The organism is Streptomyces sp. NPDC104202, assembly GCF_055584185.1.
Map to the genome: position 1 here is coordinate 1 of NZ_JBVJMN010000020.1, position 13,396 is coordinate 13,396.

The following is a 13,396-nucleotide window of genomic DNA, read 5'->3' on the forward strand; positions in this document are numbered from 1 at the left end:
TTTTTTTCTCGTGGTGTGGGGGCCGTACCCCCCCCCCCCCCCCCCCCCCCCCCCCCCCCCCCCCCCCCCCCCCCCCCCCCGCCCCCGTCGGCGCGCGGTCAGACCCGCTGGGGCTGCGGCTCCCCGATGAAGGTGCTCCACAGGGCCGCGTACCGCCCGCCCAGGGCGAGCAGCTCCTCGTGGGTGCCGTCCTCCGCCACCCGGCCGTGGTCCATCACGACCACCCGGTCGGCGCGGGCCGCCGTGGTGAGGCGGTGGGCGACGACGAGCGTGGTGCGGCGGCCGGCGAGGCGGTCGGTGGCGTGGTTGACCTGGGCCTCGGTGGCGAGGTCGAGGGCGGCGGTGGCCTCGTCGAGCAGCAGGACGTCGGGGTCGACGAGCTCGGCGCGCGCCAGCGCGATCAGCTGGCGCTGGCCGGCCGACAGGTTCCGCCCGCGCTCGGCGACCTCGTGGAGGTAGCCGCCGTCGAGCGTGGCGATCATGTCGTGCGCGCCGACCGCCCGGGCCGCCGCCTCGACCTCGGCGTCGGTCGCCGCGGGGCGTCCGTAGGCGATGGCGTCGCGGATCGTCCCGGCGAAGAGGTACGTCTCCTGCGGCACGACGCCGAGCCGGTGGCGGTACGCGGTGAGGTCGAGGTCCCGCAGATCGGTGCCGTCGGCGGTGACCCGCCCGCCGGTCGGGTCGTAGAAGCGCGCGACCAGCTTCACCAGGGTCGACTTGCCCGCGCCGGTCTCGCCGACGAAGGCGACGGTCTGGCCGGCCGGGATGCGCAGGTCGACGCCGGTGAGCGCCTCCTCGCCGTCGTCGGCGGAGCCGTACCCGAAGGAGACGTCCTCGAAGGCGATCTCGCCGCGCAGCGACAGCACGTCCAGGGGCGCGTCGGCGGCGGCCGTCGACGTCGGCTCCTGGAGGAGCTCCTGCATCCGCTTCAGCGAGACGGACGCCTGCTGGTACCCGTCGAAGACCTGCGAGAGCTGCTGCACGGGCGCGAAGAAGAGGTCGATGTAGAGGAGGTAGGCGACCAGGGCGCCGGTGGTGAGCGTGCCGGCCTCGATGCGGTTCGCGCCGACGACCATGACGGCCGCGGCGGCCGCCGAGGAGAGCAGGGTGACGAAGGGGAAGTAGACCGAGATCAGCCACTGGCCGCGCACGCGTGCCTCGCGGTACTCCTCGCTGCGGGCGGTGAAGCGGTCCGCGACGGAGTCCTCGCGGCGGAACGCCTGCACGATGCGGAGGCCGGAGACGGACTCCTGGAGGTCGGCGTTGACGATGCTGATCCGGTCCCGGGCCAGCTCGTACGCCCGCACGCTCGACCGGCGGAAGAAGTAGGTGGCGAGGGCCAGGACCGGCAGGGTCGCGAAGACGACCAGCGCGAGCTGGAGGTCGAGGAACACCAGCGCCACCATGATCCCGAAGAAGGTGACGACCGAGACGAAGGCGGTGACGAGGCCGGTCTGCAGGAACGTCGACAGGGCGTCCACGTCGGTGGTCATCCGGGTCATGATCCGGCCGGTCAGCTCGCGCTCGTAGTAGTCGAGGCCGAGCCGCTGGAGCTGGGCGAAGATCTTCAGCCGCAGGGCGTACAGCACCCGCTCGCCGGTCCGGCCCGTCATCCGGGTCTCCGCGGTCTGCGCGACCCACTGCACGAGCACGGTGACCAGGGCGAGCGCGGAGGCGGCCCAGACGGCGCCGACGGCGAGCCGGTTCACGCCTTCGTCGATGCCGTGCCGGATCAGGACGGGGAGCAGCAGGCCGGCGCCCGCGTCGAGCGCGACCAGGCCGAGGCTGATCAGCAGGGGGACGCCGAAGCCGCGGAGCAGCCGACGCAGCCCGTAGGCGTTCTCGGGCGAGACGGCCCGCGCCTCGTCGACGGCGGGGGTGTCGGTGGCCGGCGGCAGGGCGGCGACGGCGGCGAGCAGCTCGGGGGTGGCCCCGGGCGCGGCGCTCTCGCGGTCCGCGGCCCCGTCCCGTACCCACAGGGTGGGGGTGATGCCCCGCTCGGCGTCGAACTCGGCGTCGAGCTCGGCCCGCAGCGTGCGGTCCTCGGGAAGCTCGGCCGGCGCGGCCACGTGGCCGGGCGAGACGGCGCCCAGCTCGTCGGGGTCGGTGAGGAGACGCCGGTAGAGCTCCGAGCGCTCCTCCAGCTCCTCGTGGGTGCCGATGTCGGAGAGACGGCCGTCGTCGAGGACGGCGATCCGGTCGGCGAGGCCGAGGGTGGAGCGGCGGTGGGCGATGAGCAGCGTCGTGCGGCCCGCCATCACCGACTTCAGCGCCTCGTGGATCTCGTGCTCGACCCGGGCGTCGACGGCCGAGGTGGCGTCGTCGAGGAGGAGGAGCCGGGGGTCGGTGAGGATGGCGCGGGCGAGGGCGACGCGCTGGCGCTGGCCGCCGGAGAGGGTGAGGCCGTGCTCGCCGACCCGGGTGTCGTACCCCTCGGGCAGTTCGGCGATGAACCGGTCGGCCTGGGCGGCGCGGGCGGCGTTCTCGATCTGCTCCTGGGTGGCGTCCGGTGCGCCGTACGCGATGTTGGCGCGGACGGTGTCCGAGAAGAGGAACGAGTCCTCGGGGACGAGGCCGACGGCGGCGCGCAGCGAGTCGAGGGTCAGCTCGCGGACGTCGTGGCCGCCGACGAGGACGGCGCCGCGGGTGACGTCGTAGAAGCGCGGCAGGAGGAGCGAGACGGTGGACTTGCCGGAGCCGGAGGCGCCGACGACGGCGACGGTCTCGCCGGAGCGGATCTCCAGGGAGAAGCCGTCGAGGACGGGCTTGACGGTGCCGGAGGCGCCCTCGTACGCGAAGGACACGTCGTCGAACTCGACGGTGGCGGGCGCGTCGGCGGGGAGCTCCACGGTGCCGTCCGCGATGACCGGCTCGGTGTCGATCAGCTCGACGACCCGGTCGACGCCGGCCCGGGCCTGCTGGCCGACGGTGAGGACCATGGCGAGCATCCGGACGGGGCCGACGAGCGAGGCGAGGTAGGAGGAGAAGGCAACGAAGGTGCCGAGGGTGATCTGTCCGCGGTAGGCGAGCCAGCCGCCGAGGGCGAGGACGGCGACCTGGCCGAGGGCGGGGACGGCCTGGAGGGCGGGGGTGTACTTCGCGTTCAGCCGGATCGTCCGCAGCCGTCCGGCGAACAGCCTGCGGCCGGCGTCGCGGATCTTCCCGGTCTCCTGGTCCTCCTGGCCGAAGCCCTTCACGACCCGGACGCCGGTGACGGCGCCGTCGACGACGCCGGCGACCACCGCGGCCTGCTGCTGGGCGTGCCAGGTCGCCGGGTGGAGGCGGGTGCGGCTGCGCTTGGCGATGAACCAGAGCGCGGGGGCGACGGCGAGCGCGACGAGGGTGAGGGGCAGCGAGAGCCAGGCCATGACGGCCAGCGAGATGAAGAACAGCAGGAAGTTCCCGATGGTCATCGGGAGCATGAACAGCAGGCCCTGGATCAGCTGGAGGTCGCTGGTGGCCCGGCCGACGACCTGGCCGGTCGACAGCTCGTCCTGCCGCCGCCCGTCCAGCCGGGTGATCGTCCGGTACATGTCCGTGCGCAGGTCGTGCTGGATGTCGAGGGCGAGCCGTCCGCCGTAGTACCGGCGGACGTAGGTGAGGACGTACACGACGACCGCCGCCGCCATCAGCAGACCGGTCCACACGGCGAGCGAGCGGGTCCTCGTCCCGATCACGTCGTCGATGATCACCTTGGTCAGCAGCGGCACCAGCGCGAGCACGGCCATGCCGACGAGGGACGACCCCAGCGCCAGCAGCGTGTTCGCCTTGTACCGCCAGGCGTACGCGGCCAGCCGCCGAGCCCACCCCTGCTGTTTCTGCCCGACCGCCGCCACCCGTGGCCTCCCGTCCGTCCTGCTCTACCGGAAGACCCAACACGGCCGACGTGCGATTTCATCCCGCCGCAACAATCGGCGCGGCGGCGTCACAGGTGGGTCGGCTCGAACATCCGCAGGAGGGCCGGCAGGACCACCACCGAGGGGCCGGGGGTCGCCAGGGCCTTGGCCAGGTCGGCGGCCAGGGCGTCCGGGGAGGTGAGGGCGGCGGGGACGCCGAAGGACTCGGCCAGGGCGACGAAGTCGGGGCGGGTGAGCTCGGTGCCGGTGGTGGCGCCGAAGGAGTCCGTCATGTACTCGCGGAGGATGCCGTAGCCGCCGTCGTCGACGATCAGCCAGGTGACGTCGAGGTCGTACTGCCGCGCGGTGGCCAGCTCCGCGATCGAGTACATCGCGCCGCCGTCGCCGGAGACCGCGAGGACCGGGCCCGACGGGTCGGCGACGGCCGCGCCGAGGGCGGCGGGGAAGGCGTAGCCGAGGCCGCCGGCGCCCTGGGCGGAGTGCATGGTGTTCGGGTGGCGGGGGTCGAAGGCCGACCAGGCCCAGTACGCCAGGATCGTCATGTCCCAGAAGCTCGGGGCACGGTCCGGCAGCGCCTCGCGGACCGCCGCGACGACCCGCTGCTCCAGGCCGAGGTCCTGGGCGGCGATCCGGTCCGCGACCTTCGCCAGGACGGCCGCGACCCGCTCGGGGGCGGTCGGGTCGGTGCGCCGCTCCACCGTCTCCAGGAGGGCCTGGAGGGCGAGCCGGGCATCGGCGTGGATGCCGAGCGCCGGGTGGTTGGACTCCAGCTTCCCGGCGTCCGCCTCGATCTGGACGACCCGGCCGCGGGGGGCGAAGGTGTGGTAGTTCGAGGACAGCTCGCCGAGGCCGGAGCCGACGACGAGGAGGACGTCGGCGTCCTCCAGGAAGTCCGTGGTGTGCCGGTCCTCCAGCCAGGACTGCAGGGAGAGCGGGTGCCGCCAGGGGAAGGCGCCCTTGCCGCCGAAGGTGGTGACGACGGGCGCGTCGATCAGCTCCGCGAGGGCGCGCAGCTTCCTGGAGGCGTCGGCGCGGACGACGCCGCCGCCCGCGATGATCGCGGGCCGGGCCGCCTTCGACAGCAGGTCCGCGGCGACGGCCGTCAGCTCGGGGCGCGGCGCGGTCTCCTCGGGCGTCGCGTCCATCGCCGTGACCACGGGCAGCGTGGCCGCCGCGAGCAGCACGTCCTGCGGGATCTCCACCCACACCGGGCCGTGCGGGGCGGTGAGCGCCGACTCCCAGGCCGCCGCGATCGCGGACGGGATCTGGGACTGCGTGCGGACGGTGTGGACGGACTTCACGACGTCCCGGAAGGACGCCTGCTGGTCGCGGAGCTCGTGGAGGTAGCCGTGCCGGCCGCCGCCGAGCCCGGCCGCCGGGATCTGGCTGCCGATCGCGAGGACCGGGGCGGAGGCGGCGGCGGCCTCCTGGAGCGCGGCCAGCGACATGAGAGCGCCGGGGCCGGTGGAGAGGAGGAGGGGGGCCGCCTCGCCGGTGATGCGGCCGTAGCCGTCGGCGGCGAAGCCCGCGTTGTTCTCGACGCGGAGGCCGACGTACCGCAGGGAGGAGCGGCGCAGCGCGTCGAACATGCCGAGGGCGTGCTGGCCGGGGAGGCCGAAGACGGTCGCGGCGCCGAGACCCGACAGCGTCTCGATCACGAGGTCACCGCCGGTGCGGCCCGGGGGAGGGTTGAGGGCCGCCTCGGTCTGGGCCACCGTCGGCCTCAGCACGAGGTCGTGGTCGTGGGTCATGAGGCGTCCCTCCGGGGGTGGCGTCAGGTCGTGGGCAGGCGTTCCGCGAGGGGCGGAACGGGTGGGCACGACCCGATCACCGGGCCGCACCCGACCACGGACCCCGGTCCGCCACCGCCCCGAGGTTACTTCGCGTCGGCGGCGCGACCGGCGGCGATCTGGCGGCTCATGATCGTCGTCAGCTCGTACGCGGTGTGCGAGGCGGCGACCGCGGTGATCTCGGCGTGGTCGTAGGCCGGGGCGACCTCGACGACGTCGGCGGAGACCAGGTTGCAGGAGGAGAGGCCGCGCAGGATCTCCAGGAGCTCGCGGGAGGTCATGCCGCCGGCCTCGGGGGTGCCGGTGCCGGGGGCGTGGGCCGGGTCGAGGCAGTCGATGTCGATGGAGATGTACAGCGGGCGGTCGCCGATGCGCTGGCGGAGCTGGTCGGCGACCTCGTCGGCGCCGCGCCGGTAGACGTCGGACGAGGTGACGATGCCGAAGCCGAGCTTCTCGTCGTCGGTGAGGTCCTGCTTGCCGTAGAGCGGGCCGCGGGTGCCGACGTGGGAGAGGGCGGAGGTGTCGAGGATGCCCTCCTCGACGGCCCGGCGGAACGGGGTGCCGTGGGTGTACTCGGCACCGAAGTAGGTGTCCCAGGTGTCGAGGTGCGCGTCGAAGTGGAGCAGGGCGACCGGGCCGTGCTTCTTGGCGACGGAGCGCAGCAGCGGCAGCGCGATGGTGTGGTCGCCGCCGAGGGTCATCATGCGGGCGCCGGTGCCGAGGAGGTCGTCGGCGGCGGCCTCGATGGTCTCGACGGCCTCGTGGATGTTGAAGGGGTTGGCGGCGATGTCGCCGGCGTCCGCGACCTGGGCGAGGGCGAACGGGGAGGCCTCCTGCGCCGGGTTGTAGGGGCGCAGGAGGCGGGAGGCCTCGCGGATGGCGTTGCCGCCGAAGCGGGCGCCGGGACGGTAGGAGACGCCGGTGTCGAAGGGGACGCCGACCACGGCGATGTCGGCGGTGCCGACCTCGTCGAGCCGCGGCAGACGGGCGAACGTCGCGGGACCGGCGTACCGCGGGACGCGGGACGAGTCGATCGGGCCGCGCGGGGTGTTCTGGTCGCTGCTGCTCATGGCCGGGGTTCCTCCAGGGGGTGTCGGTTGGGTCCGGCTCGACCGTAAGTCGCCCGAAAGCGCCATTGAAGTGTACGTTTCCTCCACTGTACGGGCGCGTGATGTACGAAGGGTCCAGCTCATGGTCGCCGTGGACGGCTCCCCCGCCCCTCCCGCACCGCCGGTCCCGCTGGCCGCGCTGCTCGCCCGCGGGGAGCTGGGGCTGCAGCTGCTCACCGGCCCCGACGACGCGCCGCTGCACTGGGTGCACACCTCGGAGATGGCCGACCCCTACCCGTATCTGCTCGGCGGCGAGCTGCTCATGACGGCGGGCGTGCAGCTCGGCGATCCGGTGCGGTACGTCGGGCGGGTGGCGGAGGCGGGAGCGGCGGCGCTGGCGTTCGGCGTGACGCCGGTCTACGACACGGTGCCGCCGGAGCTCGTGGAGGCGTGCGCGGCCCGGGGACTGCCGCTGGTCGAGGTGCCGCCGAGGACGCCGTTCACGGCGGTGGCGCGGGCGCTGTGGCGGCTGATGGCCGAGGCCCGGCTGCGCGAGCTGCGCCGGGTGACCGAGGCGCAGCAGTCCCTCGCGGCGGCCGCGGCCCGGCCCGCACCGGTCCCCGCGGTGCTGGGCGCCCTCGCCTCCCGCCTCGCGGGGCGTGCGGTGCTCTTCGGGGCGGACGGCGCGGAGTCGGCGTCGGCGGGCCGCGCGGTGCCGGAGGAGGCGGCTCGGGCCCTGCGCGAGCTGGCCGGGGTGCTCGGCCCGCGGCCGGGAGGGCCGGCGTCGGCGAGCGGCGACGGCGGCGGGCTGCGGCTCGCGGCCTACGCGCTGGGCGGCGGCGACGGGCTGACGCTCGGGATCGCGTCGGAGCGGCGCGGTTCCGGCGACCACACGATCGCCGGCGTCGCCGTCGTCCTGCTGTCCCTCCTGACCGCCCCGCACCGCGGGACGGACGCGGCCGTGCGGGACGGCGCCCTGGTCCGGCTCCTGCTCGGCGCTCCCCCGGCCGAGGCCGCCGCCCCCCTCGGCCCCGGGCCCTGGACGGTCGTCCACGCCCGGGGCGGCGACGGCACCCCGTTCGCGGCCGCCTCGCTGGCGGCGGCGCTGGGGACGCCGCTGATGGACGCGGGGGCGAGCGCGGCGGACGGCGGGGCCCTCACCGCCGGCGCCCCCTCCCCCGTCCGTCTCCTCCTGCCCGCCTCGGCGCCCCTCGCCGCCCAGCCCGGGTGGACGCTCGGGGCCGCCGCCCCCGCCCACGCCCGGGACCTCGCCGCCGCCGACGCGGAGGCCGCCCGGGCGCTGCGGCGGGCGGAGGCGTCCCGCACGCCCCTGGCCCGGCACCGCCCCGCCGGGTTCGCGGGGCTCGTGGACCCGGCGGAGGCCGCCTCCTACGCCGGGACGGTCCTCGCCCCGCTCGCCGAGCCGCTCACCGAGACCCTGCGGGTCTGGCTGTCGCTGCACGGGAGCTGGGACCGGACGGCGACCGCACTGGACGTCCACCGCAACACGGTCCGGCAGCGGATCGCCCGCTGCACCGCGCTCCTCGGCCGGGACCTGGACGACCCGGACGTGAGGATGGAGCTGTGGTTCGCGCTGCGGCACCACTGAGGCGGCCCGGCCTCACGGCCAGAGCTTGTTCACGGCCGTCTTCGTCGTCGTCCTGAAGGCGGTCAGCGGGGCGTCCTCCAGGTCGCCCATCTGGCCCCAGCGGACGAAGGTGACGGTCCGGCCGTCGCGGCCCACCGAGAAGAGGTGGATGTCGGTGCTGCCGATCTGCGGGTCGGCGGTGTCCAGGCTGTAGACCCAGGCGCCCTCCTCGACGGCGACCTTGCCGTGGGCGGCGCTGACGGCCTTCAGGCCCGGGTTCTGCCGCTCCAGGAGGGGCCCGCAGCCGGCGAGGGACGTGCGGAGGGTGCCGACCAGCTTCACGGCGTCGGCCTCGGTGCGGGCGACGGTGGTGATCTGGACGCCGTTGGTGTCGAGCTCGGTGGCGAACTCGCGGTAGCGGGAGTTCTGCGCCGGGATCTTGTACGGGGCGCAGAGGGCGCCGCCGTTCTCCGGGACGCCGGCGAAGACCTGGGTGGCGGTCCACGGCGTCGACGACGGCGGCATCTGGGAGGCGGCGAGGAAGGCGGGCTGGGCGGCGGCCTGCGCCGGGGCCGTGGCGAGGGCCGCGAGGCCCAGGGCCGCGGCGGCGGCGGTGGCGAGTGCGGTGCGGAACGTGCTCATGCTGGTGGATCCCCCGTCGGGTGGTTCGGTCAGTGCTCCACCAGCGTCGGGCCGGCGCCCGCAGCCCGGCAACGGTGCCGCGCCCGGCCTCCGTCCCGGAACCATTCCACCCCTGCTGACGTGCAAGGACGTGAAGGGGTGGGACGCCGGGTCGAGGGGGACGGAATGCCGAAGGACGCCGCCGTCGAGGAGTTCGCGCGGCTCGTGCGCGGGCTGAAGGCACGGGACGGGAGGAGTTACGAGGCGCTGGGGCGGCGGCTGAGCGTCAGCGCGTCCACCCTCCACCGCTACTGCTCCGGCGCGACCGTCCCGGAGGAGTTCGCCGTGGTCGACCGCCTCGCCGTGCTGTGCGGGGCGGACGAGGAGGAGCGGCGGGCCCTGGAGGCGGCCTGGGTCCGCGCGGACGGCGCCCGCCGTCCTCCGGCCCCGGAGCCCCGGGCGGAGCCGGCACCGGACCCCCGCGCCGACCGGGTGCCCGGGCCCGGCCCGCAGCCCGAGTCCGGCCCGGCAGCGGCGCCCGGCCCGCGGCCGCAGCCGCGACCGGAGCCCGAGGCCGAGCCCGAGCTGGACCCCGTGCACGCGCGCGTGCCGGGCCTCCCGTCGGCGCGGCGGAGGCGGCGGTGGGGGTGGCCGGGCGTGGTGGGCGGGGCGCTGGCGGTCGTGGGGACGGTGACGCTCGGAGCCGTACTCCTGCCCGGGCAGGCCCGGGAGCGGGCCGCCGCACCGCCGGCGCCGCTGACCTGGACGGTCGCCTCGGACCTCTGGAGGAACGGGTGCGGGCACACCTACCTCGTGCGGCGGACGCCCCCTCCCCCGCCGGAGGCGGCCGACGCGCGGAGCTGGGCGACGGCGCAGGGGGCCGTGGACGGCGGGGAGACGCTGGTGCGGGTGTCGGTGCAGGGGAAGAGCGCGGCGGCGGTGGTGCTCCAGGCGCTGCACGTGCGGGTGGTCGAGCGGGGCACGCCGCCGCCGTGGACGGCGTACCGGATGGACGACGGGTGCGGCGGGGCGGTGACGCCGCGCCGCTTCGAGGTCGACCTGGACCGGCCGCGGCCGGTGGCGCGGGCGCTGGACGGGTACGACGCCTCCGGCCAGGAGGGCCGGACGCTCCCCGCGGTCTCCTTCCCGTACGTGGTCAGCGCCACCGAGCCGGAGGAGCTGCTGGTCTCGGCCGGGGCCGTGCGCTGCGACTGCCGCTGGTACCTGGAGCTGGAGTGGAGCGCGGAGGGGCGCCGGGGCACGGTCCGGATCGGGGACGAGGACGGTGCACCCTTTCGGACGAGCGGGGTGAAGGGGCGGCCCGTGTACGGGTACGACTCCGTGGGGAGGGCCTGGATCACAGGCGAGGAGTCTGGACAGGGTGGGTGACTGCTGGGTAACTTCGTTGACGGCAGACTGAGCAAGCGCTTAGACAAATGGGCCCGCACACCGGAGGAGTCGCATCGTGCGCCGTACCGTATTCAACGAGGACCACGAGGCGTTCCGGGAGACCATCCGCGCCTTCATCGAGGCCGAGGTCGTCCCCGTCTACGACGAGTGGTTCGCCGCGGGCCAGGCGCCGCGCGAGTTCTACGACAAGCTCGGCGAGCTGGGCATCTTCGGCATCAACGTGCCCGAGGAGTTCGGCGGCGCGGGCCTGGACACCCACAAGTTCGAGGCCGTCCTCTACGAGGAGACCTCGCGCGCCGGCGTCCAGTTCGGCGGCTCCGGCGTCCACGTGCTGCTCGCCCTGCCCTACATCAAGATGCTCTCCACCGACGAGCAGAAGAAGCGCTACCTGCCGAAGTTCGTCACCGGCGAGGAGATGTGGGCGCTCGCCATGACCGAGCCGGGCACCGGCTCCGACGTCGCGGGCATGAAGACCACCGCCAAGCTCTCCGAGGACGGCACCCACTACGTCCTCAACGGCGCCAAGACCTTCATCACCGGCGGCGTCCACGCCGACCGCGTGATCGTCTGCGCCCGCACCTCCGCCCCCACCGCCGAGGACCGCCGCCACGGCATCTCCCTCTTCGCCGTGGACACCAAGTCCGAGGGCTACTCCATCGGCCGCAAGCTGGACAAGCTCGGCCTGCGCACCTCCGACACCGCCGAGCTCGCGTTCGTCGACGTCAAGGTGCCCGCCGAGGACCTGCTCGGCGAGGAGGGCAAGGGCTTCTCCTACCTCGGCCACAACCTGGCCTCCGAGCGCTGGGGCATCGCCTTCGGCGCCTACGCGCAGGCCAAGGCCGCCGTCCGGTTCGCCCAGCAGTACGTCACCGACCGCACCGTCTTCGGCAAGCCGGTCGCCTCCTTCCAGAACACCAAGTTCGAGCTGGCCGCCTGCCAGGCCGAGGTCGACGCCGCCGAGGCCGTCGCCGACCGCGCCCTGGAGGCACTCGACGCGGGCGAGCTGACCCCCGCCGAGGCCGCCAGCGCCAAGCTCTTCTGCACCGAGGTCGCCCACCGCGTCATCGACCGCTGCCTCCAGCTGCACGGCGGCTACGGCTACATGAACGAGTACCCGATCGCCCGCCTGTACGCCGACAACCGCGTCAACCGCATCTACGGCGGCACCAGCGAGATCATGAAGTCGATCATCGCCAAGTCGATGGGCCTGTAGTCCAGGTGCCCGAACCGCACGACGCGCTGGATGCCCTGCTCGACCTGCTCGACCTGGAGCGGATCGAGCGGGACATCTTCCGCGGGCAGTCCCGGTCCGCGCTCGTCCCCCGCGTCTTCGGCGGCCAGGTGGCCGCCCAGGCGCTGGTGGCGGCGGGCCGGACCGTGCCCGGGGACCGCCTCGCGCACTCCCTGCACGCCTACTTCCTGCGGCCCGGCGACCCCGGCGCGCCGATCGTCTACACGGTCGACCGCATCCGCGACGGCCGCTCCTTCACCACCCGCCGGGTCGTCGCCGTCCAGCACGGGCAGCCGATCTTCCACCTCTCCGCCTCCTTCCAGGCGTACGAGGAGGGGCTCGACCACCAGGACCCCATGCCGGCCGCGCCGGACCCGGAGACCCTGCCGACGGCCGCCGAGATGCTCCCCCGGCACCTGCCCCGCGAGGTCGCGGACCGGCTCGTCGAGGCCCGGGCCGCCGTCGACCTGCGCTACGCCGACACCCCGCCCTGGGGCTCCGTCGGAGAACCCCGCGCGCCCCGCTCCCAGGTCTGGTTCCGCACCCACGGCAAACTCGCCGACGACCACCTCCTGCACGTCTGTCTGGCGACCTACGTCTCCGACATGACGCTGCTCGACTCCGTCCTGCTCGCGCACGGACGGGGCGGCTGGGCCGTCGGCGACGTCGTCGGCGCCTCCCTCGACCACGCCATGTGGTTCCACCGGCCCTTCCGCGCGGACGAATGGCTCCTGTACGACCAGGAGTCGCCCTCCGCCTCCGGCGGCCGCGGCCTCGGCCAGGCCCGGATCTGGACCCGGGACGGGAAGCTGGCCATCTCCGTCATCCAGGAGGGTGTCGTTCGCATCCCGCGCTGACGGCCGGACATACCGTCCGGACATGGCGCACAGCGACGGGACGACCGGCGGCGGGAACCAGGAGAGCACCTTCACGGTGATCGTGGCGGCGGCGGCCAACCTCGGCATCGCCGTCGCCAAGGCCGTCGCGGGCGTCATCAGCGGGTCCAGCGCGATGCTCTCCGAGGCCGCGCACTCCGTCGCCGACACCGTCACCGAGGTCATGCTCCTCACCGCGCTCAAGCGGAGCGACAAGCCGGCCGACGAGGACCACCCCGTCGGATACGCCGGCGAGCGGTACGTGTGGGCCCTGCTCGCGGCCGTCGCCACCTTCGTCGGCGGCGCGGTCTTCTCCTTCTACGACGGCGTCCACACCCTCGTCCAGGGCGAGGAGCTCGGCGACCCCACCGTCTCCTACGTCGTCCTCGGCGTCTCCTTCCTCCTGGAGGGCTACTCCCTCCGGACCGGCGTCCGCCAGGTCAAGGCCGAGGCCGCGCGCAGGAGGGCCCCCTTCGGGGAGTACCTGCGGCTCACCCCCGACACCACCGTCAAGGCCGTCGTCATGGAGGACTCCGCCGCCCTCACCGGCCTCGCGCTCGCCGCCGGCGGCCTCCTCGGCGCCCAGCTCACCGGCTCCTCCGTCTGGGACGGCGTCGCCTCCCTGCTCATCGGCGCCCTGCTCGTCTACGTCGCCTGGGTCCTCGGCCGCGCCAACGCCGAACTCCTCGTCGGCCGCCCCCTCCCCGCCCCCCTGCGGGCCGCGGTCCGCGAGGAGCTCCTCGCCGTCCCCCACGTCCTCCGCGTCCTCGACCTCGTCACCCTCATCCAGGGGCCCGGCGAGGTCCTCGTCGCCGCGAAGGTCGACTTCCGTGACGAGGCGACCGCGGCGGAGGTCGAGCGGGCGTGCGAGGAGGCCGAGGCGCGGTTGCGGGCCCGCGTCCCCTCCATCCGCCGCCTCTACCTCGACCCCACCCCCGCCGCACCACCGGCTTCCCGGTGACACGCCCCCGTGCG

General features: G+C 74.7%; 9 protein-coding genes. 5 read left to right on the forward strand and 4 right to left on the reverse strand.

Features of this window, described 5'->3' with window-relative positions:
* Positions 1-98 precede the first annotated feature (98 nt).
* The 3 genes from ACZ60W_RS15450 to speB form a co-directional block, all read right to left on the reverse strand.
* Positions 99-3,836: an ABC transporter ATP-binding protein gene (locus ACZ60W_RS15450; protein WP_469755823.1), complete on the reverse strand. Its 3,738-nt coding sequence runs from the start codon at positions 3,834-3,836 to the stop codon at positions 99-101.
* 89 nt (positions 3,837-3,925) lie between these two features.
* On the reverse strand, positions 3,926-5,608 hold the full coding sequence (locus tag ACZ60W_RS15455; protein WP_469755824.1) for a thiamine pyrophosphate-binding protein: 1,683 nt from the start codon (positions 5,606-5,608) through the stop codon (positions 3,926-3,928).
* Positions 5,609-5,733: 125 nt separating this feature from the next.
* Positions 5,734-6,717, reverse strand: a complete 984-nt coding sequence (gene speB, locus ACZ60W_RS15460; protein ID WP_469755825.1) for an agmatinase — start codon at positions 6,715-6,717, stop codon at positions 5,734-5,736.
* A 121-nt stretch (positions 6,718-6,838) separates the two neighbouring features.
* Between speB and ACZ60W_RS15465 the strand changes: the two genes are divergently transcribed.
* A complete protein-coding gene (locus tag ACZ60W_RS15465; protein ID WP_469755826.1) occupies positions 6,839-8,305 on the forward strand; it encodes a PucR family transcriptional regulator in 1,467 nt (488 codons plus the stop codon).
* A 12-nt stretch (positions 8,306-8,317) separates the two neighbouring features.
* On the opposite strand, the gene ACZ60W_RS15470 is transcribed toward ACZ60W_RS15465, so the two are convergent.
* Entirely contained in the window at positions 8,318-8,926 is a 609-nt protein-coding gene (locus tag ACZ60W_RS15470) for a hypothetical protein (protein WP_469755827.1), read from the reverse strand.
* A 165-nt stretch (positions 8,927-9,091) separates the two neighbouring features.
* Between ACZ60W_RS15470 and ACZ60W_RS15475 the strand changes: the two genes are divergently transcribed.
* The 4 genes from ACZ60W_RS15475 (at position 9,092) to ACZ60W_RS15490 (ending at position 13,382) form a co-directional block, all read left to right on the forward strand.
* On the forward strand, positions 9,092-10,294 hold the full coding sequence (locus tag ACZ60W_RS15475) for a helix-turn-helix domain-containing protein (protein ID WP_469755828.1): 1,203 nt from the start codon (positions 9,092-9,094) through the stop codon (positions 10,292-10,294).
* Between the two features lie 76 nt (positions 10,295-10,370).
* A complete protein-coding gene (locus tag ACZ60W_RS15480; protein ID WP_469755829.1) occupies positions 10,371-11,528 on the forward strand; it encodes an acyl-CoA dehydrogenase family protein in 1,158 nt (385 codons plus the stop codon).
* A 5-nt stretch (positions 11,529-11,533) separates the two neighbouring features.
* Positions 11,534-12,403, forward strand: a complete 870-nt coding sequence (locus ACZ60W_RS15485; RefSeq protein ID WP_469755830.1) for an acyl-CoA thioesterase — start codon at positions 11,534-11,536, stop codon at positions 12,401-12,403.
* A 22-nt stretch (positions 12,404-12,425) separates the two neighbouring features.
* Positions 12,426-13,382, forward strand: coding sequence for a cation diffusion facilitator family transporter (locus ACZ60W_RS15490; RefSeq protein ID WP_469755831.1), 957 nt, complete (start codon positions 12,426-12,428; stop codon positions 13,380-13,382).
* Positions 13,383-13,396 lie beyond the last annotated feature (14 nt).